We start from the raw sequence: 23,600 nt of genomic DNA, 5'->3' as shown, positions 1-23,600 counted from the left end.
TATTCAAATGACCTTAAGTAACAGACAAATCAAAGTAGGTTTTGTTCTTCATGTCATGCAGGTCGCTGGTGCTGAAGTTTTAGTCGCCGAGACGATTAGAAGATTACGAAGGGAGATTAATGCCACAGTTTTTTGTCTTGATGCCATTGGAGCGATTGGGGAACAACTGCGAAGAGAAGGTACAACAGTAATCTGTCTACACCGAAAACCAGGGCGTGATTGGAGTTTGAGTAAACGACTTGCAGATGCTTCCAAAGCAGAGAATATTGATGTCATGCATGCGCATCAGTACACACCGTTCTTTTATGCAGCATTAAGTCGAATCTTCAACAATACCGATTATCGATTAATATTCACAGAGCATGGCAGGCACTATCCAGATCATGTTGGTGCAGTCAGGCGAAATGTGAACCGAATGATTCTATCCAGATACGCTGATGTCATTAACGCCTGTTGTGGCTTCAGTGCAAATGCGCTGGCTGTCAAGGACGGCTTTTCATGCAAACCAGTAGATGTGATTGAAAATGGTATAGATTTTCAAAGATACCAATCATCAGTTAATAAATACGCAAGCAAACTCAAGTTAGGTCTCGCGCCTGAAAAACGGTATATTGCCTGTGTTGCCCGGTTTCATCCTGTAAAAGATCATTTCACACTGATCAAGTCATTTGCTAATTTAGCAGATGACATTTCAGATGTTGAATTGCTCCTGATCGGGGATGGTGAGTTGCGAGAATCGTTAACGCAACTTTGTTCAGAATTAAAGATCAGTGATCGCGTTCAATTCCTGGGAATACGATCCGATGTCGCAGAAATTCTTCAAGCTGTAGATATTTTTTCACTGACATCATTATGTGAAGCCGCATCATTGACAGTACTTGAAGCCATGGCTTCCGGTTTACCTGTTGTGATTACTGATGTAGGTGGTAACCCTGAGATGGTCAGAGATGGCATCGAAGGATTCCTTACACCCCGTCAAGACGTGCAGGCTATTGCCTCAGCATTAAAAAAGCTGCTTCATCAACCTGATCTTGCACTTACCATGGGGCAGGCAGGTAAAAACCGTGTCCAGAAGCATTACTCATTAAGTGGAACTATTGATCGTTACTATCAACTGTATCGACAACTATCCACGCATGGCCTAACTGCGAGCATGCAGGCACAATTGGCATGAAGTAAGGAAGCTAACAAATAAAATGCGGAACATTACAAAGCTGGTCTCGAGAGCTATCGCACACATTATCATATTTCCAGTATTGTTGTGGCATTGGCTCTGGGTACCGCTGCTGGGCAGAGACAGATGTTTACAAGGATCAAGTGAATGGTTGAGCTTATTGCCGGGAATATTTGGTCAATATTTAAGAAACGCATTTTTATCATGGACCATACAGGCATGTCACCCAACTGCGACCATCTCATTCGGCACAGTGTTTTCCAAAACTAATGCCCGCATCGATGAAAATGTCTATGTCGGTCCGGGCTGTTTTCTGGGCTTAGTACATCTTCAAAAGGATGTGTTGATTGGATCAGGAGTTCACATCACGAGCGGTGCACAAACGCATGGATTCAGCGATGTAAGTAAACCCATCCGTGAACAGCAAGGTGTTCTGACGTTGGTTACCATCGGTGAAAGATCATGGATAGGAAGTGCTGCCATTGTCATGGCTGATGTAGGGCGCAATTCAGTGGTAGGAGCAGGTGCTGTGGTGACCAAAGCAGTCCCCGATAACGTTATTTCAGTGGGGGTGCCTGCAAGAGTAGTTCAGCATCGCATTCAACATCGAAACAGCCAATAAATAACCATTGCAATCAAAATGAGGAAAGTGAATCCAACAGTAGCTACTATCAATTTTGCTCGTTTCAGGGCAATAACCTTCTGTGGAACAAAACGCAAGGGGTTTCCAAAAGCATGATTTCCTGAAGGTTCGGGAGCTTTAATAGTAGTATTCATTCTGTACCAGTTATGTGAAAAACCAAAATTCAGCATCAGAACAACAGGTCGACAGAGGGTTCGAGTGGGCATCGCCAGTAATGTTGAAGTGGAATAGCGAAAGAAAAAGTCAGCCTTACTTCTGAACAGTTCTGCTTCCTTTTCATCACTGCAATATAGAGAAGCAAGATTGAATATCTCGCATTTTCTCATGTCTTGGGCAGCCCAGGTTTCTGTTGGATATTCAAGAATTTCAGGCTTCTCAAGGTATGGATATTCGTGCAGAACCATCCAGCGAACATAGTGGAGTAAGCTAGCGCGTGCGTAAGCATACATCTTGTCAATCTGATTCAGTTCCTGCTTATACGCCAGGTATTTCCCTAAAGATTGCAAAAACATGGTGTAGAACCAGCGGTTCTCAGCATCCAGAAGTTGATGTTTTTCAATTGTATCTTCTGGATGAATACACCGACGAATAAGCTGTTCGGCTTTATCAAGAAAGTTCTGTGAACGTGAAAGTCGATGTCCATCCAGGAGTACTGAAATGCTGTTAGCAGCACCGCGACCCGGTCCGTGATACTCAGGTGTTCTACTTTTGCTCGCCAATCCGGTATCGGCTCTGCTGAGCCAGCGAAAGACAGTTTTGTTACCATCATCCATATCGATCACCCACTGAGCCAGACCCAGCGCTGCACGGCGGGAAGCTTGGTCGCCAGTCAGGAAAAAATGAAGCATCAAACCTGCAGCATAATTCTGTTCATTAGCAGGCCCACCACCAGGAACAGGGTTGCCATGAGGCGGTACTCGGGCATCTTTAGGGTAGCTTCGATGTGTTCCGGTATGAGCATCGACATAGTGAAACGTGTGCCAGAAAAGGCCATGGTTGTAAGCTGATTTATCCTGATCGGTGTGATAGATATCGATGTCAATGACGTGCCTGACAAGATATTTCATCTCATGTAACCAGCGAGAGTCTGTAGAACGCAGGTACTGATATCCTAAACCCGCCACCGCATCGTACTGATTGTTGTAATGTGAAATCAGGGGAGCAGGTCCCTGGTGAAACACTGCTTCGTGATCACCATAGATATCACCAAAGTGCCTCCAGCCATATTCATCAATAGCTTCTCGTTTAGTTTGAAGTGTATCGGGTCCATCCAGCGCCGCATCGACAAGAGTTAGATATTCAGTATGTGGGTCATCCTTCCGCGGGGTTAAGCAGGGTACCACCTGACAACTTGCATACCATTCAGGAGTAGCAGCAGCGTGACCTGGTGATCTGCACCAATCGAGATGAGTTTCTGTAACGGTATCGCGATCGAATGCAAGATAACAACAGTGAGTTATCTGTTCCCCACCCTGTAGCTCAAGAACATCGGCAGTTTGCCTGGGAATAAACCTGTAAGTCAATTCCCCTGGCTTTGCTTCCACAGCTTGTGGAAACCTCTGCCAGAATTCAGGAACTGTCAGTCCAAGCGATTTCTCTTCATGATGCATTACCAGACTTGGTGTCGCCCGCAACCCCTGGGTTGAAATCTTGTCGTATTTTAATTGATAACCTCGAAATCGCAGTGGTACTTCGCCAAATCGATTTACATGGTTACTACTGTTCCAGTTTTCTCCTCCGCTTGATTCCTGATAAAGTTCCATATGCGAAGTGAAATGCTGAGTTTGGCCGTGCTCTGGCGAGATAGATCCATTCCACTGACCCGAATTGCTGGATATTGAAATCTGTAACGATGCATCGCGTAGATAAATCGATCCGCCATTACCCAGATCCCAGAGCCCACCGGGGTGTTCCGCTTTGCGAGAATTTGTCAGAGTAATTTCTGTACGAGTCGTGCTCGATCCAGCATAAAAGTGAAATCGAAGAGTTAGGTCACATAGTACTCTGTTCTCACTATCTACTAGATGTCCTCGAAAGCTGCAGACAGTGCGAAGTAATCCCGATAATTCAATCTCTATCTGACTAATGATAGGATGATAAAGTTGGCGTTGCTCATCTAGAACCGAAAGATTGCCAATCACAGGATGTTGCTGCGGACTATTATTCTTTATGTAGGTGAGAATAGGATTGCCGCGAATTGAATTGAGAGTAAAGACACCGTTGCCAGTATCAACTCGAAGTTGATTATTACTTTGAGAAGTTACAATGCCCTGAATGGCTAATTGGGATTGAGATGTGTGCCTCTTGATCTGAAACGTGGAATTACCCTGATATGTTGCCTGCCAATCGAGCAATAACCAACGAATTGACCCATCTTGCCAAGTATCAAGAATGGTGGTTTGTAATGGAATCTGAACTTCTCGTTGAACCAGTTTCAGGCTTTGGGGATCAAAGAGCGTTCCACGAGGGATTGGTATTCCACAGGTTAGAGGTTCATTCTTCCTTTTCGAAGGATCATTAGCTTCAACATTGAGTCCAATGGTCTGCCAAAATTCGCTGCTGCTCATAGTCGGTATCGTCAAATGTGTAATGTCCTGCTTTACGTTATGAATTCTGAAGCAATATGATTACAGATCAATTGATCCAGAGTCTGTCATTCGCAGCGTTGGACGTATTGTCCGGTTCAAACTGCTCCAGTTACCTTCGGAGATCCATTCAGCATCAATTCGCCAGTTCCGAATCCAGGCTGCGAAACCAGCAGCGAAAATGGCAACTGTTATGCCATTCAGCGAGGAATACTGAGGTGTATCGAACTAGATTTAAGAACCATAACGTTGCAATTGAAGAGCTTGACTATCTAATCCCATTAACCAAATCAGAAATACGGTTACATTACCCGTCAGGAATTTGTTCATCATCCCCCAAATCAGACTGGAGATATTTATCAACGTCGGGCACAACAGATCGATTATCAGTGATCTCAGATTTTCAGAAAAGGGACTACAGGCGGTCCTGTGAATTCCATGCCTTGATTATCGCTAACGGCGCATCCATTGCAGTTGAAACAATAGAAATACCTCCCAATGCGTGCAATGTTGTGTGTGGTATCGCGGATCGAGCCCCAGTGACATTTAAGGAATTTCTCAAGCAGTCGATTAGGAATAACAGTCTCTTCAATCAACAAGGTCTAATTAATCTACGCGGCGTCATTGAAAGACAGTGGGTATTACGAAAACAAACTCTTGCTCCGATCGAACCGGGGATAGACTCTGCATTTCTCAGAACACTGGATCATCATCTGGATGTGATTGCCCGAATTGGCCCACGCATTCTTCGGGCATATCCGCTTTACCTTATGTGGTTAGCTGATCGAGCCAAACAGTTATGCATGCGATTCCCGTCTATTCAGTGCATCATTCCCTATGGTGGTCTGGCATCTCCAAAAATGATCAATAGGGTAGAGACCGGTTTTCGTGCAGCATTCCGCAATGTTTATGGAACCAGTGAACTGGGAATAATAGCAGCCTCCTGTGGTCAAAGTGAGGGTATGCATGTTTTTGATGATCTTTTTCTTGCAAGAGTCGAACAGGTTGTGCCACATGAATCAAATGGATTGTTGTTGCTGACTGATTTATCGAATACCGTGATGCCACTGATCAATTATCAGGTTGGGGATGTCGGCAAGCTTGAATACGATGCTTGCCCTTGTGGCAGAAAATCCCCTAGACTGCATATCCAGGGTCGACTGCAAGAATGTTTGATAAGTGATAATCAGCTTATAACTGCCAGTCAAATCGCAGATTGTATGTTTGAAGATATGGCCATTGCCAATGGTCGAGTTGACGAGGTTTCATCAGGCTGCTTTGAGGCCTACATCGTTGCAATGCCAGGCTCTGAGCATAAACCTGATCTCGATGCATGGGAACATCGTTTTCGTAAACTACTTGGCAAACGACTCAAGAGATTGAAAAGTAGATTTATCCCCTATATTGTCCCAGAATCGAGTGGAAAATATCTGATGCATCGCCCATTCGCCAATCGTTCAAAGTTAATGTTCACAGCATGAACAACTCACTTCCAGCAACTGATGATTTTCCGTTTCTCCTTCAAATGCATGCCAATGCTGAGCCATGGATTTATCTGGACAGTGCAGCGACAACGCTAAAACCCAAAGCTGTAATTCATGCCGTTACTCATGCCTTAACCAATCACAGCACCAATGTACATCGTTCTGTGTATGAATTAGGCGATATCACAACAGAACTCTATGAACAGTCTCGACGCAAAGTCGCCAGCTTTTTCGGAGCAATGGAACATGAAGTGGTGTTTCTCCGAAACGCCACCGAAGGAATTAATTTGATTGCCAGTGGATACCCGAGGAACGGAGTATCTATCGTTTCAATCAGTGAGCACCATTCCAACCTATTACCCTGGCGAAAATCAGCTTTTAGACAGATTGATCCACTGTTCAATGAATCTCAGTATCTGGAATTACTCAGTCAGGAATTGAAAAAGGGTGATGTCTCACTGGTTTCCATATCACATGTCAACAATGTTACTGGATTGCAAACCAATGTTAAAAAAGTTGCACAACTGGTTCATCAATATGGTGCAGTGCTCGTGGTGGATGCAGCACAGTCTGCAGGCAGAATCTCTATAGATGTTTCTGAACTCGATTGTGATTTTCTCGTATGCAGCGGGCACAAAATGTACGGGCCGTCGGGTATCGGCATTCTCTACGGAAAATCTGAACATCTACATCGACTTCAGATTCAGAATCTTGGAGGTGGCACCGTTGAGAAAGTTTTTGACGAACGATTAGAACTAAGAAAACCACCATGGTGTTTTGAAGCAGGCACACCAGCTATTGAATCTGCCATTGGACTTGGAGCAGCCATAGACTATCTGCAAAACTTGGGCATGGATGTTGTCGAGAAATATGAAAAGGAACTTACGCAATACGCTTTGCAAAGGCTAGGTGAAATCAAGAAGTGCCAACTCATAGTACGCGACAGTTCGCATACACCTGCTGGAGTAATCAGTTTTTTCCTCAGATCAGAATCCTCTCACGTCGTAGCAAGAACACTGAGTGACAGGTATGGTATTTGTATTCGATCTGGGTTTCACTGTACCCAGCCGTTTCATGATTCGCTGAGTATTCCTCCAAGCTTGCGAATCTCATTTGGCTTGTATAACACAGTGGAAGAAATCAATCGGTGTATGGAAGCATTACAGGAAATTACAAGAAACAGTCCTCGCTGATTTTGATCAACATGGATGAACCATTACTCATATTTTCTGATGATTGGGGGCGTCATCCTTCAAGTTGCCAGTACCTGATTCGGGAACTTCTACCAACCAGAAAAGTTATCTGGGTAAACACGATAGGCACACGTCCACCCAGATTGAATCTGGCAACTGTCAAACGTGCATGGGGAAAACTGAGACAGTGGAGCAATAAGAATCGAGAAGCAAGTGAGCTTCATCCAAATTTAACTGTCCTGAATCCACGCATGTGGCCTGGATTCTCCAACGCCTGGCAACGGAAACTGAACTGTAAACTGCTTTTTCGTCAATTGATGCCAGTGATTCAAAGACTGTCAACGCCATCAATTGTAGTCAGCACGATACCGATAGTTGCTGACATAATTAAAGAATTGCCGAGGCAGTCATTTGCTTACTATTGCGTTGACGATTTCAGTGTCTGGCCTGGATTGGATGGTACCACGCTTGGAGCCATGGAAACTGAGATGTTGCCGCTGGCGGATACCATCATCTCAGCTTCCGAGCATCTGCAACAGCGATTACTTGCACTTGGCTATCCATCAAAATTATTAACGCATGGCGTGGATTTGGATTTCTGGACGTACACCAAAACTGATCAGACTGTGATGAAATTGTTTAGCTTTGAAAAACCCTGGGTAGTTTTCTGGGGAGTTGTTGATCGACGGATGGATGTAGAATATGTGCAGCACCTGTCCTGTAGTCTCCAAACCGGATCGATTATACTCGCTGGTCCAGCAGACGAGCCTGACTCCAAGCTTCAAGCATTGAAGAATGTTTACAGTGTCGGATCCCTCAAGTTGTCTCAATTACCAATACTCGCGAACGAGGCAGCAGTGTTGATGATGCCGTATGCTGATTTACCAGTCACTCGAGCGATGCAGCCTTTGAAACTGAAAGAGTATCTGGCGACTGGAAAGCCAGTAGTTGCCAGTAATTTGCCAGCGAATCTGGAGTGGCAAGATTGTTTAGATATTGCTCGATCACAAGATGAGTTCGTTGAGAAGGTAAAATGGAGAATCCAGAAAGGCATATCTGATCAACAAAAAAAAGCGCGAGTTCGTCTGTCGCATGAATCTTGGAAATCTAAGGCAGAATTGTTTGCACACTGGCTCTCTCACGATAAGAATAGTGTCTCGCCTAGCTCACAAAGTTCAGCCTCGAATTGAATGTTATGACTGTAGTTCTTGATCTGCGGGTGATAAAAGGTTCTGGTGGTGGACCAGATAAGACAATCATAAACTCGCCTCGATATCTGGCAGAGCGGGGTTATGAGATGCTCTGCGTCTATCTGCATCATCCAGATGATGTGGGTTTTCCCAAGCTGAGAGAAAAAGCTCACGCCAAGGGAGTTGAACTCATTTCGATCCCAGATCATGGGCCGTTGGATTACAAGGTTATTTCTCAAACTTTGAAATTGTGCCGAGAGAGAAACGTGACCATTTGGCATGGTCACGATTATAAAACGAACTTATTGGGCTTATTGGTTTACCCATTCTGGCCTATGCGATTGGTAACCACGGTTCATGGATGGGTCGAGCAAACGCAACGCACACCGTTATATTATCTCATTGATCGGTGTACACTTCGCTTTTATGAAAAGGTCTTCTGCGTATCGGATGATCTTTTTCAGATTTGCCGTCAATCCGGTGTGCCTCGCAGCCGGTGCATCCTGTTGAGGAATGGAATTGATTTATCAGAGTATCAGAGATTCAAATATACTTCACAGGCAAAAACAGAATTAGGGATAGAACAGGATAGATTTCTAATCGGTGCAGTAGGTAGGCTTTCGTCAGAAAAGGGTTTCGACTTGCTGATTGAAAGTGTCAAATCGCTGATCGATCAGAAACTGCCTTTACAATTGATGATTTTCGGTGAAGGCAAAGAAGAGTCTTTGCTTCAGAGAAAAATTGATGAAAGTGGTTACGGCGGCCAGATTCAATTGATGGGTTTTCAATCTGACCTTCGACCCTTCTACGAAGCCATGGATCTTTTTGTTTTAAGCAGCATGCGAGAAGGTCTTCCAAATGTGGTGTTGGAAGCGATGGCATTGGGAGTGCCAGTGCTCTCTACCCGTGTCGCTGGCATTCCAAAGTTAATGGAACACGATGTGAATGGCTACATCATCGATCCTGGATCGACAGATGCTCTGACTGATGGTTTACGCATACTCTACCACGATGCAGAACGCAGGGAGCGATTCAGCAGGAACGGTCGAGTTACGGTTGAATCCCGTTTCAGCTTCAGCAATCGGATGTCTAGGCTGGTGGATGTGTACGACAGTATGCAGGCAAATGCACCTCGTCTAGCAGGAGCCTGTTCATGAATTGTCTGGTTACCGGTGCTGCCGGCTTCATTGGATCACACTTGTCTGAGCGATTACTTGCACTCGGTCATCACGTGACAGGGATAGATTCCTTTAATCCCTATTATGATCGACGTATCAAAGAAAGAAATTTGAGCGTATGCAAACGACATGCAGATTACCAATTTAATGAACTGGATCTTCGGACAGACCAGTTAGACCACCTGGTGAAGAATGTTGAAGTGATTTTCCATCTGGCAGCCATGCCAGGTCTAACTCAAAGCTGGGTTGATTTTGAGAATTACTGGACATGCAATGCCCTTGCCACCAGGCAATTACTGGAAGCTGTCAGAAAAAGTTGTCCGAAGCTGCATCGATTCATTCACGTTTCCACTTCATCTGTCTATGGCAAGTTTGCTTCAGGTGATGAGATGTTAGCTACGCGGCCCATTTCGCCATATGGTGTCACAAAACTGGCAGCGGAAAACCTGTGCTGGTCGTTTGCAGAAGCATGGAAATTACCCATTGTCATTCTTCGATATTTTTCGGTTTACGGTCCGCGACAACGACCTGATATGGGTTATCAGCGATTTATCGAAGCCTTTTCTCGTAAGCAGGCAGTTCATATTTACGGTGATGGTCTTCAGGTCAGAGGCAACACATTTGTATCAGATTGTGTAGCAGCCACTATCGCAGCAGTTGATGCACCCGTTCATGAAGTGTTTAATATAGGTGGGATGGAGATGGCGAATGTGTGGGACATCATTCAGAAATTGAAAGGTATTACAGGAATCGATCCTGAAATTGTCATACGCCCAGAACGACCTGGCGACCAACGGCATACCTTTGCTGATTGCAGCAAAGCAGGCAGGCATCTTCGCTGGCAACCGCAGATATCGCTTACGGACGGGCTGACACAACAGTGGAACTGGCATCTTCAAAACAACTTGTAAACATGAGCGCTCTTCACCATCGAATAGAAATGGGTTGCCAGTTGCCCCAGGTCAGCCTGATAGAAGGCCCTGAACTCGATGTTCGTTTAGATGCAGTCAATCAACTACTTGTTGCGTCTCAAACTTCTTCGTTAACACGCGATCCACGCTGGTTATTGATTTTTCGTGATGCAATGAAGCATCGAGTCTTTCTACTGACTGCGACCATACAGCAGGAGATAGTTGGCTTTTTGCCTTTAGTGTTGATGAAAAGCTGGTTATTTGGCAACAGGCTGGTAAGTCTTCCGTATGTCAACACTGCTGGTGTGTTGACAAGAATTCCTGAATTGCAGCAACTACTGGTTCAGCAAGCCATGGAACTTGCGGATCGACTCAGGGTCAAATCTCTCGAACTACGAAATGAAGAACTGGTAGATGTAACGGACCTGACACAACCTGCGACTCAAAAAGTGCATATGCGATTAAGTTTACCGGCTGAAACTGAAACACTCTGGAAAGCATTTAATCCGAAAGTACGGAATCAGATTCGCAAGGCTGAGAAAAATGAATTAACAGTGCGTTGGGGTGCCTTGGAAGAACTGCCTGCCTTTTATCAGGTTTTCTCGACGAACATGCGTGATCTTGGAACGCCGGTATTCAGTCGGAAGATGTTCAGCCGCATTCTTTCAACTTTTCCAGATGCAGCTGAACTGTGTACCGTGTACAAGGGAATGAATCCTGTTGCTTCCGGATTACTGCTTCACGGTCATGGGGTGACTGAAGTTCCCAGTGCGTCATCACTGCGTGAGTATAATTCAACCTGTGCCAACATGCTTATGTACTGGAATATGCTCAAACGCGCAGTCGAACGAAAACAGCGAGTGTTTGATTTTGGTAGAAGTTCGCCTGATAGTCCAACTTACCAGTTCAAGAAACAATGGGGCGCTCAAGCTGAAGCTGCAGCCTGGCAGTATTATCTGCGAGGAGGTTCGACTTCAGACTTACGGCCCGATAACCCCAGATTTCGATTGCTGATCAACACCTGGAAGAAATTGCCGCTCTGGCTCACTCGATGGATAGGTCCGCCTATTGCCAGAGTGATTCCATAAAGGAGTCATCACCATGAACCGCAAGCTGAATGTTAAGGTACTGCTGATTGTGCTGCTGGTCGTTGGCATTACCGGAGCCGGGCTGTATTTCCTGCAACAATATCAGGTGAAAAGCCAGGTTAAATTTTTTCTGCAGAAGGCAGATGAAGCGGAAGCAACAAAAGACCTGGCTAATGCCAGGCAGTACCTTGAACGCTATATCCTGATGACGCCGAACGATCGCAAGAATATGGATCGCTACGCGATTCTGGTGGATAGTACTGCCAATAATTATGCAGAGAAAACGCGAGCCTATCTGACGCTCGAAAAGGCAATAAGACAATATGTCGCTTCAGATAATACTGCAGATGCCAGGCAGGTGCCCGATGAACTTCATTTCCGGGCAGCGAAACGCGCCATTGAGCTCCAGCGATTTAAAGATGCCGAAGAGCATTTGGAAAAGCACTTGTTGAGATTAACCAACGAACCATTGGAAAAGCAATTGCAGAAAATGGAGTCTCAACAAGTTCCATATTGGGAATCATTAGCCAAAGTTAAATTTGGTCTCCGCGATCCGGACCTTGCGATCAAGGTATGCGAAGGAATAATCGAGAAGGATCGAGCCAATATTGATGCATTCAAAGAAATTGCCAGATACTACCTTGAGCGAAAAGAACAGGGCAAGTTGAATCAAGTACTTTCCAAGATGGTGCAGTATAACCCTGACTCAGCTGAAGTACGACTGATTCATAGTACATATTTGAGAGAAATGGGACGCAACCAGGAAGCGTCTCAGGAATTAGCAATCGCACAACAGAAACCTGTTGATGAAAAAAGTCAGGCGCAAATTCTTTTGAGTTCAGCCGAACTTCTTATGGCTGATAATTCCACTGATCAGAAGGTAAGGAAAAAGAATCAGGAAGATGCCTTGGCACTGATCAATAAAGGGATTCAGCAATTTCCCACTGATGTTCGATTTCTAATCTTGAAGGCACAACTGGAATTTCAAGATGGCAAAAAAGGGCGCGAAGCAGCGTTAAGTACCATCAAGCTAGCTATTCCCCTCGTTGGTGAAAATCTAAAACATCAGTGGTATGTGGCTAAACTTTTGCTTGATGCTGGTGATCAAACAGAAGCCGTTAAACTTGTAGATAGCTTGCGTAATAAATTTGGTAAAACACCTGTTATCGAATACTTGCAGTCGCGCATACTGAAAAATGATGGCAAACCTGGGGAAGCAGTATCGATATTAGAACGTATCAAGGATGGTTTGAGTAATGAACCCAAACTTGCAATAGAATCAGACTTTTTTCTCGCTTCTCTTTATCAACAGTTAGGCAATCCTGAACGGCAGTTGGCTGCTTACGAACGCATTATCAGACAGGATGCAAGTATCCGTGAAGCACAACTCGGTAAAGCTGATTGCTTGGCTGCCCTGGGTAAGAATAAAGAAGCGGAAGCCATTTATCAAAGGTTTGTCAAAGACTTTCCTGTTGCACGTCTGGGTTATGTTCGGCAGTTGATCATTATGGAATCCAGAAAACCTGCTGATCAGAGAAAATGGACGTCCATTGAGAATGAGCTTGAACAATGCTCGGCTGAAGTCAAGGCGACCCGTGATTACCGCCTTCTGCAATTTCAGTTACTAGCTAATATGGGAAAGATCAGTGAACTGGAATCAGCCGTTGATAATGCCATTTCCAGTCAGCCCAAAGAGGTGATTTATTGGCTGACTAAAATGAATCTGGCAAGAAGAAAAGCTGGTCAGGAAGCAGAGTCTCAATCTCGTGCGATTGAAGCAGTATTGTCAGAAGCGGAAAAGGCAGTTGGTGATGCAGTAGAATTGCGACTTGCACGTGCGGCAACAGCTCTTTCCAAATCACGAGCAGATGCGTTGTCTATCCTGGGCCGTTGTGAAAGCAATACCGATGCATTCAGTATGCCTCAAAAAGTAACGCTTCTATCCGGACTTGCAGATTTCTATATCTCAATGGGACTTTACAAAGATGCTAAACGATTGCTGGAAACATGTAACAAGCTCGATCCATTGCATCTTGCTTCACTTGAGAGATTGATCGAAATAGCCAACTTGGAGAAAAACGAGGATGAAGCCAAACGATTACTTAAGTCGATGCGCGAAGTCGAAGGAGAAGAAGGGTTTCGATGGAAATTGAGCAGTTTAAACCGAATGTTTGAGAAACTCCAGAACGGCGATCGAAGTCAACTGGTAGACACGGATGATCTTGTTAAAAAACTGAATTCAAGTCGTCCAGGCTGGTTTAAAACTGCCTATGTTCAGGGGCGATTGCTGGAACTGACAGGGCAGATTGATCAGGCCATCGATCAGTACAAACTTGCAGTGGAATTAGGCGAACGCAATCCGGAAATCATCAAACGCACAGTTCAGCTGTTGACCGCTCGAAGACGGCCAAATGAAGCCAGACAGATTCTCGCACAGGCAATGAGTCAATCATCAGGTACTTCGGCTTTCAGCAAGCTGGAAGCTGAACTGACACTCAGTGAAGCGGATTCAAAGCAAATGGAAAAAGTCCTGGCGCAGGCCAGGCAGGCGATTCGTTCAGATTCCAAGGATTATCGTGACCACCTTTGGTTGGGTAATGTTCACTGGGCGGCTCAAGACCGAAAAGGTGCTGAAGAGTCTTTCAGGAAGGCCATCGCCCTGGCCCAGGATGAACCGGATGCCTGGGCTACCTGGCTGGTATATCTGGTAAGAATGGACCGAAAACCAGAAGCTGCTCAGGAACTCAAACGTGCTGAAGCTCTATTGAAGGAGAAAGCCAACTATGCATTAGTTCCTTATTACGAATCACTCGAAGAATTCGACAAAGCGGAAAGCTACTTTGTCAAACTGGTAGAAAGTCGTCCAAATGATGCGCCACTGTTCCAGAGTCTGATAGGTTTTTATTTCCGTCAGGGGCAGATGGTGAAAGCGGAAACACTTCTGAAGAAATACATCGAATCAGCAAAAGTCGATGCTACTACCTTGGCTTGGGCTCGTCGAACTTACGCCTTGACGCTGGCGGCTAAGGGAGATTATGCACAGTATAAAGAGGCACTGGATCTTGTTGAAGGCAATCTCAAGACCAACTCGATTTCGCCTGAAGATTTGCGTACGCGTGCCCTGATCAAGGCTACCAGACCTGGTTCAAGAAAGGAAATTATCAAAGATCTCGAATCATCGTTTACGAACTTGAAGCCTAAACCTAATGAAGCAATTCTGCTTGCTCATCTCTACGAAGATGAAGGCGATTGGAATAAAGCAAACAGTATTCTGAATGAAATGCTGAAAGAAAACGAAGGTAAAGCTCCGCAATACCTTGCCTATTACATCATGGCGCTCATTCGAAATAATGATGTGAAAAAAGCCAGTGAATTAATGACCCAATTGGAGGAAAAATCAACCAAACCTTCTGAGTTGCTCGAAGCCAAGACACGACTGTTATTCGCACAGAGTAAGAATCGCGAAGCAGTTGAATACCTCGAAAAAGAGGTTGAGCGTATTTATGGTGAGAAGAAAGATGCCTCCGTCTACATGTCTGCAGCTGGTCTGCTCGAGCAGGTCAAAGAGCCTCAAGCAGCTGAGAAAATGATCAAACGTTACGTCACGGAAGGATCTCGAAAAAATGACAATGCAATACTGGCTCAAGTGGCCTATTGGGCAAGACAGGGCCGAATTACAGATGCCATTTCATTGTGCGAAGAATACTGGAACAAGCTTCCAGTTGGAAATGTTGCTATGGCATGTGTTGCAGCCTTGAATACAGGCAAAGCAACCAAGGAACAGATGGGCCGTGTAGAACAAAAACTGACAGCAACCTTGAATTCAGGAAAATCTGATATTGGTGTCCTACTGGCACTGGCAGATTTGCATAGTTTGCAAAACCAACCTGCACATGCTGAAAAACTGTACAGAAAAGTACTCGAGATCAATCCGAAGAATCCAGTTGCATTGAACAACTTGGCCTGGCACCTCCGCGAGAAGCCTGATGCATTTGATGAAGCAATGCAATTGATCGACAAGGCTATAGAACAGGCAGGACCTGACGGGGCACTTCTCGACACTCGTGGAATGATTCTATGCATTAACAATAAACAACGAGAAGCTCTCAAGGATATCTCGGAGGCGGTTGATAAATCGCCAACTGCAACACATTTGCTGCATATGGCCTTTATTCAGGACAAGTCGGGTAATCGATTTGAGGCTGAAAGATATTGGAAAAAAGTTCTCGCTTCCAAGCTTGATCCAGAGACTTTGTCAGTCTCAGACCGTAAACTCTACCAGGAAATAAGCAAGCAGTTTCAGAGTATCAAGCCTTGACTCATAGTTCACAATTGATGAATGTCAAATATTTTTGTGGAAATTGCTTGACGAAGACTGAGGTAAAGTTTAAAAATTGACATATCGCCCGAACGGAGAAGTTCCTCTTATCTGAATATTCATCATGTTCAGGAAATTCGTCAGGGGGTTTGCTATGCGACGCTTGCTTGTTATTGCCTCTCTTATTTTAGTTGGATTCACGCAGGTGAATGCAGCAGATGTGAGATTGCAATTTGATGGTGTACGCCAGTGGGATGGTGTCACTGGTGCGGGAAATTCATTTCATGGTGGTGCAGGTTTATTTACATGGAATCATGTAAGTAACCTTTCACCTGTTGGAACAGCTGTTTTTGGTGCGACAGGTGACAAAGCTTATTCATTCTGTATCGAAATTGGAGAGAATATCTCTTCTGGAGGTTCTTATAATTACACGATAACATCTAATCTTGCTTCTTTGCCACAATCATCCGTTCCGGGTGGAATGGGACCAGTCAGGGCAGCAGCTTTGCAAAAACTGGCTGCTTATATTGGTGCCAATCCAAGTCAATTTGTGATGGGTGGATTGTACGATGCACCTGAAGTACAGGCTGCAATCTGGAATATTGTTTTTGAAGCTAATGTTGCAGATATATGGAATGGTACCGGTGGAAGCTTTGCCATTGCTAATCCAGGCGGAACTCTCGTCGCTGCAAATGTGAATGCGTTACTAACTGCAGTAAGTACATTTTCGACAACCAATCCACTCAAGTATTTTTTGGGAATAACCAATTCCAGCAATCAAGATCAGATTGTTTTGGTTAATCCTGAGCAATATCAGGAAGGTGGCGGAAACATTGTTCCAGTCCCAGCTGGTGTCGTTCTGAGTGGAATCGGCATCTTCTGTCTCACTGGTGTCAACTATCTGCGTCGTCGGAAGACAATTATGACTGCTTAATTGGTAAAACAGCCAGAACTTGCTATTTGGTGCGATGAAACACTTGATTTCATCGCACTTTTTCGTTTATCCTTTTATATCCACCGAAATTGCATGAATCACCATGATGACGCAGGCTATCGATAAACTCCTGTCTGACAGTTGCGGGCAGATTCGTCCCATTTCCTTGCAGGTTTGCAATCTCAATACTCGCAAGATCAACAAAGTTGTTGTTTCCAAACCCTATCTGATCATTGGCAGAAATGCAGGATGCGACATCGTCTTAAATGACGAATCGGTTACCAAACAGCATGCATACCTGCAGGTACTCGATGGCAGGTTGTTTTGCATTGATCAGGCAAGTCGCACTGGTATCTTCTGGAAAGATCATCCGCGTTTGTACGGCTGGCTTGATCAGGACGAATGGATACAGATCGGTCCTTATCGCATTACTCTGGAGCAGAAGGTAGGCGAGGATCATCCTCCCGCAAAAGAAAGACGCAATACAGCCCCTTTTCTTGCCAGATACAACGTCAAGGAAGGAGCAGAAGCACTGTTGATGGTGGGTGACGCAGTCGAATTACCTCTCACCAGCCAAGTAACCATTATTGGGCGCAGCAAGTACAGCAACCTGGAACTGGATGATGAAGATGTCTCCAGATTTCATGCGAGCGTGATACGAACATCTGATGGCAATTACTGGTTGATTGATCTCATCAGTCGAACAGGTGTGAAAGTAAATCAGCAGATGTGCCATACAGCACTACTAAACGATAATGACTTGATCAGCGTTGGTCCCTATCTGATTGCGTTCCAGATGCTGCAAACCGATATTAACCATGAAACAAATTCCAAAGATGAACCATCACACGTTTTTCTGAACGAATACGATGACGAAATCAACGAAGATGATTCAGATGAAACTTCGTTGCCGACCATTTCTGAACTGGAACTGCCTGCGAATAACGTGATCGTTGAATCAATTGACTCGACGCCAGATGTGGTGATACCTCAAACCGTTCAGCCAAAGTCCGATTTAGTAGTTAAAAAGCCAACTCCAATCAAGACAATCGAATCATCTCGAGTTGCAGTGCCGCAGGCATCACTGGTCAAGGCAAAGCGCTCTGCGCTGGCATCAGTTCCTGTAGCCAGGAAGAAAACTGATCTGTCAGAGACAGCGTCTGAACACGAATCGTGGCTCGCTATGCCTGAAGAGCATGTGCTGTCTCAAATGATGACGCAGATGAAACAAATGCAGAAAGACATGTATGATCAGATGCGCATGAACATGGAAATGATGGCTGAGTTCATGGGCACAATGCAAAAGCAGCAGATGCAGATGATACGTGAAGAACTGGCAGAACTCGGCAGGATCAATCTGGAACTCATGCAGCTGAAGCAGAGTCTGGCAACAGCAGCAGTTGTCAGTCAACCTTTGACACAACCAACTTTGCCTGCTGCTCCAGAAATTGCAATAAAGGATGATAAAACAGAGAAGGAACCTTCGGCAACCAAAGTATTCAAACAGAAACCTCAGCCGCCTGCCATTCAGCCTGCCACATCTCCAGTCGAAGACTCGAAGCACTCTCATACATGGATCAGCAAGCGAATTTCAGTGCTGGAGACTGAACGTACCAGTCGGTGGGAGAAAATGAAAGCTGCATTAATGGGAAAGTAATCCCTGTTGTAAGTCGATAATTATATTTTTTGTGAAAACTTCCCAGAAGTTATGATTGCAGCAGGATTCAGAGAGGTTAGACTATACCTACTGCCGGTTTACCCTGCCTGATGGAAGTATTGTTCACAGGAAGATTCAATGTTGTGTCGTACTCTCTCCAGCGGCTTGCTGTTGATTGTCTGGTTTGACTTGATTGTTGTTTCAACCCTTGCGCAAGAGACAACACAACCTGTTGCGGTTAGTTTTGAAAAGCAAATCAAGCCGATACTGCAGGCGCATTGTCAGGGGTGTCATCAACCTGCCAAAGCCAAGTCTGATTATGTAATGACTAGCTTTGAGAAGTTACTGGCCGGTGGCGAATCGGGCAAAAAAGCGATTGTTCCAGGCAAGCCTGAAGCCAGTTACCTCGTGGAGGAAATAACACCTCATGAAGGCAAAGCAGCCATGCCACCAGATGGCCGACCACCACTATCTGATTCAGAAATTGAACTCATCAGGAAATGGATTGCTCAGGGTGCGAAGAACGATTCGGCAACTGTTGCCAGTTTCTATGATCAGGCTCACCCTCCGGTGTATTCAAGACAGCCAGTCGTAACTTCCATTGATTACTCGCCAGATGGTAAATGGCTTGCCATTGCCGGGTTTCACGAAATTCTTCTCTACCGATCCGATATGAGTCAGTTGGAAGCGCGTTTGATTGGCATGTCGGAGCGCATCCAGTCGGTAAAGTTTTCGCCAGATGGTCAATATCTTGCTGCTGCCGGCGGGTTGCCAGCACGGATGGGTGAAATACAAGTCTGGAAGCTGGCTGATAGAAAACTTGTGATATCAGCATCTTTCGGATTTGATACGCTGTATGGAATCAGTTGGTCGCCAGACGGCAGCAAGATAGCGTTCGGCTGTTCTGATAATACTGTCCGGGCCATTGATGCTAAAACTGGCAAACAGGTTCTTCAGCAGGGCTCACATAGCGATTGGCCACTCGATACCAGTTTCAATCCCAAGGGAACTCATCTCGTCTCTGTCAGCAGGGATATGACTTCCAAACTCACGGAAGTGGCGACTCAGCGGTTCGTCGACAATATCACCTCTATCACTCCCGGTGCTTTACGCGGCGGCATTAACAGCGTTGCGAGCCATCCATCACGAGATGAAATCGTCGTGGGTGGTTCGGATGGCATTCCCAAGGTCTATCGCATCTTCCGTGATGTAGAACGCAAAATTGGTGATGATTCCAATCTCGTTCGCGAATTGCCTGGCATACCTGGTCGGATTAATGGTGTTGCTGTTTCTCGTGATGGGAAACGGATTGCTGCTGTCAGCAGTCTGGATATGTCAGGCACACTGGGAGTATATGGCTACGAATTCGACACCAAGCTCCCCGAAGAGTTGCGTAAGATCATGGCCAAGGAAGTATTTGGCCGCAATGCGGAAGAAAAGAAAAAACTGGAGAGTTATCACAAAGAAGGTGTGAAGCAGATAGCCCAGGTGAAGATAGATAACTCGGCATTGTTCGCGGTAGCGTGTCATCCGCATGGCGAGCAAGTTGCAACAGCTGGTTCTGATGGGCTACTGCGAATTGTTGAGACATCCACTGGCAAAATCCTGAAGGCAGTTCCAGTTGCCCCCAAGGTGAATCAGGATGCAACACAAACCGTAGTTCGTGCAGATCGACCACAATCAAAGAACGAACAGGAAGCACTGCCAGCCGGCACGGAATTGATCAGCCTGAGTCCTGTTGATCAGACGATTGCATTACAAGGGCCCTATGACTATGCCCAGGTTTTGATTTTCGGCACCATACGACAAAAAGATGGCAGCACTGATGTTGTTGATGTTACCAGACAGGCCAAGTACAAGGCCGATTCAAATCTACTGGTTATCGAACCAACAGGCCTGATTCGATCAACCGGTGCAGGGCAGGCAAGAGTCCAGTTTGCGCTTGGCAACCAGCGTGGATATATTCAAGTGGAATGCAAGCAGAATCAAACCGAGTCGATTGATTACGTTCAGGATGTCATGCCAGTCTTATCCAAAATGGGATGTAATGCCGGTACATGCCATGGAGCGCAGGCCGGCAAGGCTGGATTCAAATTAAGTTTGCGGGGATACGATCCAATCTTCGATGTTCGGGCATTTACTGATGAATTAGCTTCCCGCCGAACCAATGTCGCTTCACCCGACAATAGTTTGATGCTCCTGAAAGCCTCTGCCGCAGTTCCACACGTCGGAGGTCAACTCACCAAACCAGGAGAGGCTTATTATGAGATAATCAAGAAGTGGATCGGCCAAGGCGCAATTCTCAAGCACAATTCGCCTCGAGTAGCGGAGATCGAAATCTTCCCCAGGAATCCGATCATTCAACGGGAAGGCAACAAGCAGCAGTTCAGAATCATTGCCAGATATGCAGATGGAACTCAGAAAGATGTCAGTCAGGAAGCGATTGTAGAAAGTGGCAACACTGAAGTAGCTACTCACAATAAAGCTGCCTTATTAACTGCAGTACGCCGAGGGGAAGCACCCATCCTGGCTCGCTTTGAAGGTGCCTATGCTGCTACAACACTAACAGTAATGGGCGATCGAACAAGCTTCACCTGGAAACAGCCACCATCGTACAATCGAATCGATGAGTTAGTCGCTGCCAAATGGCAACGGTTGAAAATTCTGCCTTCGGAGCTTTGCACCGATCTTGAATTCATTCGTAGAGCTTATCTCGATCTTACCGGTTTGCCTCCGACACCAGAAGCAATCCAGTCTTTCTTGAACGAGAACACGGGTAGCAAGAACAAGCGAGAAGCGTTGATTGATAAGCTGATTGGTTCAACAGAATTTATTGACTACTGGACTAACAAATGGGCTGATTTGCTTCAAGTGAATCGCAAGTTCCTTGCACAGGAAGGAGCAGCATCGTTTCGTCAGTGGATTCGTGAAGAAGTGGACAAGAATACTCCGTACGATCAATTCGTGCGCAAAATTCTGACCGCGAAGGGCTCAAACAAGAATAATCCTGCAGCATCGTATTACAAAATTCTGCGTGATTCTACCAGCATGATGGAAAACACCACGCACTTGTTCCTCGGGGTAAGGTTCAATTGCAACAAGTGTCACGATCACCCCTTTGAACGATGGACACAGGATAACTACTATCAGACTGCAGCTTACTTTGCTCAGGTTCAATTGAAAACTGATCCAGCCAGCAACAATCGAACCATTGGTGGCACCGATGTAGAAAGACCTAAGCCCTTTTATGAAATCGTGGAAGACACGCCAAACGGTGAGATCAAGCACGAACGGACACAGCAGATAACGCAGCCTCAATTTCCTTACAAGGCAACAACATCGGCTACCTCACCTGCTTCACGGCGTGACCAGTTGGCACATTGGATTACAGCTAAAGATAATCAGTACTTTGCTAGAAGTTATGTCAACCGCATCTGGGGATACCTGATGGGCGTTGGCCTGATTGAGCCACTTGATGACATCCGTGCTGGCAATCCTCCATCCAATCCTGAGTTGCTCGATTTTCTGACTCAGGAATTTATTAAAAGTGGCTTTAATGTTCGGGCAATGATATCCCTGATTGCCAAATCCAGAACGTATCAACTTTCAGTATCCAGTCACCGCTGGAATGCAGATGACAAATTGAATTTCTCACATGCTACGCCAAAAAGACTACCTGCCGAAGTGCTCTACGACTCGGTCTACAAGGTAACTGGTTCAGTAACTAATATCCCGGGTGTGCCTGCTGGTACTCGTGCAGCTGCATTGCCCGATGTAGGGGTAGAACTTCCAACAGGCTTCCTGGCAGCACTGGGCAGGCCGGTACGAGAAAGCGCCTGTGAATGTGAACGTAGTTCCGGGTTGCAACTGGGTCCGGTTATGGCACTGGTGAATGGCCAGACAGTGGCGGATGCAATCAACGATACCAATAACGCGATTGTGAAACTCGTTCAGCAGGAAAAGGATAATGCAGCACTGGTCAATCAGTTGTTCTTGCGAATATTGAACAGACCTGCTTCTGCAGATGAGTTGAACAAAGCACTAGCAACATTTACTGAAGTCAACAAGGATCATGCATTGCTGATGAAGGAACTGAATGAACGAGAGCAATGGTGGAAGCCTGTCTTTGCCAACAAGGAAAAGGAACGACTGGATGCCATCAATAAAGCTAAATCCAACCTCGAAAATCATGAAAAAGCCATCGCCCCGGAGTTGGCAAGGAAAGAGAAAGAACGACTGGAAACGGTAAAGCGACTGGAAGCCGAAATCGCAGGAATGGAAAACGTGCTTCTTGCCAGGAAGGCTGAAGAACATCAGAAGTCCAAAGCGAGTTTGACGGATTGGTTCCGATTGAACCCGTCAACCTTTACAGCATCCAATGGATCACGGCTGGACAAGCTTGATGACTTGTCATTGCTGGCATCCGGCGAATTAAAAAAATCGGACTATACCGTAACTGTTGCTACCGATGTTAAAGGCATTTCGGCACTGCGGCTGGAAGTGTTAATGGATGAGAAACTGCCAGGCACAGGGCCAGGCCGTGCACCGAATGGCAATTTCGTCTTATCAGAGTTTGAAGTGACCGCTGCTCCCAGAAATGATCCAACCAAGTCGAAAAAGGTGGACTTCGCATCAGCTACCGCTGACTTTGCTCAGGGTGAATTTGCAGCAAGCCAGCTAATAGATGGTAAAACCAATGATCAGCGAGGCTGGGCTGTGGTGCCTCAGACAGGCATCTCACATTGGGTGATCTTTCAACTCAAGGAGCCAATCGCTCACGAAGGCGGTACGGTCATTACCTTCAAGTTGCTGCAGAGGTTCAACCAGGTCGATCATACTCTGGGTCGATTCAGACTATCTGCAACGACAGCTCCGAAAGCAACTGTGATAAATGGCTTGGTAGACGAGTATCGAACGATTCTTGAACAGCCGATTAAATATCAAAACGCCAAGCAGAAGGATGCTCTGCTCAAGTATTACCGTTATGCTGATCCTGAACTGCAGAAGAAACAGCAAATGCTGGCAGCAGCCCGGATGCCACTTCCTGTCGATCCTAAGCTAAATGAATTGCGGAATCTGCTGGCGGAAGTCAGCAAGCCTGTTCCGCTGGATAACAGGCTCGTGCAACTCAGACATGACGCTCAAATGAGCACTTCACAGATATCCAACCCTCGACTGACGGCGGCACAGGATCTGGCCTGGGCCCTGATTAACAGTCCTGCGTTCCTCTTCAATCACTAATCGC

13 protein-coding genes are annotated in these 23,600 nt (G+C 45.7%); 12 read left to right on the top strand and 1 reads right to left on the bottom strand.

Going from position 1 to position 23,600, the window contains the following annotated elements; translation table 11 throughout:
- Positions 1-7 precede the first annotated feature (7 nt).
- Together JNJ77_03055 and JNJ77_03050 are read left to right on the top strand one after the other, a co-directional pair.
- Complete coding sequence (locus JNJ77_03055; protein ID MBL8821539.1) at positions 8-1,174, top strand: glycosyltransferase; 1,167 nt, start codon at positions 8-10, stop codon at positions 1,172-1,174.
- Between the two features lie 22 nt (positions 1,175-1,196).
- Positions 1,197-1,796, top strand: coding sequence for an acyltransferase (locus JNJ77_03050; protein MBL8821538.1), 600 nt, complete (start codon positions 1,197-1,199; stop codon positions 1,794-1,796).
- On the opposite strand, the gene JNJ77_03045 is transcribed toward JNJ77_03050, so the two are convergent.
- Complete coding sequence (locus JNJ77_03045; protein ID MBL8821537.1) at positions 1,775-4,384, bottom strand: hypothetical protein; 2,610 nt, start codon at positions 4,382-4,384, stop codon at positions 1,775-1,777. The genes JNJ77_03050 and JNJ77_03045 overlap by 22 nt on opposite strands.
- A gap of 461 nt (positions 4,385-4,845) precedes the next feature.
- On the opposite strand from JNJ77_03045, the gene JNJ77_03040 reads away from it, so the two are divergent.
- The 10 genes from JNJ77_03040 (at position 4,846) to JNJ77_02995 (ending at position 23,596) form a co-directional block, all read left to right on the top strand.
- Positions 4,846-5,883: a phenylacetate--CoA ligase family protein gene (locus JNJ77_03040; protein ID MBL8821536.1), complete on the top strand. Its 1,038-nt coding sequence runs from the start codon at positions 4,846-4,848 to the stop codon at positions 5,881-5,883.
- The gene (locus JNJ77_03035; GenBank protein ID MBL8821535.1) at positions 5,880-7,079 is read left to right on the top strand and encodes an aminotransferase class V-fold PLP-dependent enzyme; all 1,200 of its coding nucleotides are present in this window, start codon (positions 5,880-5,882) and stop codon (positions 7,077-7,079) included. Before JNJ77_03040 ends, JNJ77_03035 begins: the two co-directional genes overlap by 4 nt.
- 11 nt (positions 7,080-7,090) lie before the next feature.
- Positions 7,091-8,269: a hypothetical protein gene (locus tag JNJ77_03030; protein ID MBL8821534.1), complete on the top strand. Its 1,179-nt coding sequence runs from the start codon at positions 7,091-7,093 to the stop codon at positions 8,267-8,269.
- Between the two features lie 5 nt (positions 8,270-8,274).
- Entirely contained in the window at positions 8,275-9,426 is a 1,152-nt protein-coding gene (locus tag JNJ77_03025; protein ID MBL8821533.1) for a glycosyltransferase family 4 protein, read from the top strand.
- A complete protein-coding gene (locus JNJ77_03020) occupies positions 9,423-10,358 on the top strand; it encodes a GDP-mannose 4,6-dehydratase (protein MBL8821532.1) in 936 nt (311 codons plus the stop codon). Before JNJ77_03025 ends, JNJ77_03020 begins: the two co-directional genes overlap by 4 nt.
- A gap of 29 nt (positions 10,359-10,387) precedes the next feature.
- Positions 10,388-11,446 carry a FemAB family PEP-CTERM system-associated protein gene (locus JNJ77_03015; GenBank protein ID MBL8821531.1) on the top strand — a complete coding sequence of 353 codons (1,059 nt, stop codon included), beginning with the start codon at positions 10,388-10,390 and terminating at the stop codon, positions 11,444-11,446.
- Positions 11,447-11,459: 13 nt separating this feature from the next.
- Complete coding sequence (locus JNJ77_03010; GenBank protein ID MBL8821530.1) at positions 11,460-15,764, top strand: tetratricopeptide repeat protein; 4,305 nt, start codon at positions 11,460-11,462, stop codon at positions 15,762-15,764.
- A gap of 154 nt (positions 15,765-15,918) precedes the next feature.
- Complete coding sequence (locus JNJ77_03005; GenBank protein ID MBL8821529.1) at positions 15,919-16,698, top strand: hypothetical protein; 780 nt, start codon at positions 15,919-15,921, stop codon at positions 16,696-16,698.
- Between the two features lie 103 nt (positions 16,699-16,801).
- Positions 16,802-18,355 carry an FHA domain-containing protein gene (locus JNJ77_03000; GenBank protein MBL8821528.1) on the top strand — a complete coding sequence of 518 codons (1,554 nt, stop codon included), beginning with the start codon at positions 16,802-16,804 and terminating at the stop codon, positions 18,353-18,355.
- A 138-nt stretch (positions 18,356-18,493) separates the two neighbouring features.
- Positions 18,494-23,596, top strand: coding sequence for a DUF1553 domain-containing protein (locus JNJ77_02995; GenBank protein MBL8821527.1), 5,103 nt, complete (start codon positions 18,494-18,496; stop codon positions 23,594-23,596).
- Positions 23,597-23,600: the final 4 nt, after the last annotated feature.

Source organism: Planctomycetia bacterium (genome assembly GCA_016795155.1).
Classification (GTDB): domain Bacteria; phylum Planctomycetota; class Planctomycetia; order Gemmatales; family HRBIN36; genus JAEUIE01.
Note: the sequence above shows the minus strand (reverse complement) of the source record. Positions and strands in the feature narration are given on the sequence as shown.

What these genes read in the sequence shown, in the direction of transcription:
- JNJ77_03030 (MBL8821534.1), top strand. Translation starts at nt 7,091, where the DNA reads ATGGATGAACCATTACTCATATTTTCTGATGATTGGGGGCGTCATCCT.
- JNJ77_03045 (MBL8821537.1), bottom strand. Translation starts at nt 4,384, where the DNA reads ATGAGCAGCAGCGAATTTTGGCAGACCATTGGACTCAATGTTGAAGCT.
- JNJ77_02995 (MBL8821527.1), top strand. Translation starts at nt 18,494, where the DNA reads ATGTTGTGTCGTACTCTCTCCAGCGGCTTGCTGTTGATTGTCTGGTTT.
- JNJ77_03025 (MBL8821533.1), top strand. Translation starts at nt 8,275, where the DNA reads ATGACTGTAGTTCTTGATCTGCGGGTGATAAAAGGTTCTGGTGGTGGA.
- JNJ77_03055 (MBL8821539.1), top strand. Translation starts at nt 8, where the DNA reads ATGACCTTAAGTAACAGACAAATCAAAGTAGGTTTTGTTCTTCATGTC.
- JNJ77_03015 (MBL8821531.1), top strand. Translation starts at nt 10,388, where the DNA reads ATGGGTTGCCAGTTGCCCCAGGTCAGCCTGATAGAAGGCCCTGAACTC.
- JNJ77_03005 (MBL8821529.1), top strand. Translation starts at nt 15,919, where the DNA reads ATGCGACGCTTGCTTGTTATTGCCTCTCTTATTTTAGTTGGATTCACG.
- JNJ77_03035 (MBL8821535.1), top strand. Translation starts at nt 5,880, where the DNA reads ATGAACAACTCACTTCCAGCAACTGATGATTTTCCGTTTCTCCTTCAA.
- JNJ77_03020 (MBL8821532.1), top strand. Translation starts at nt 9,423, where the DNA reads ATGAATTGTCTGGTTACCGGTGCTGCCGGCTTCATTGGATCACACTTG.
- JNJ77_03050 (MBL8821538.1), top strand. Translation starts at nt 1,197, where the DNA reads ATGCGGAACATTACAAAGCTGGTCTCGAGAGCTATCGCACACATTATC.
- JNJ77_03010 (MBL8821530.1), top strand. Translation starts at nt 11,460, where the DNA reads ATGAACCGCAAGCTGAATGTTAAGGTACTGCTGATTGTGCTGCTGGTC.
- JNJ77_03000 (MBL8821528.1), top strand. Translation starts at nt 16,802, where the DNA reads ATGATGACGCAGGCTATCGATAAACTCCTGTCTGACAGTTGCGGGCAG.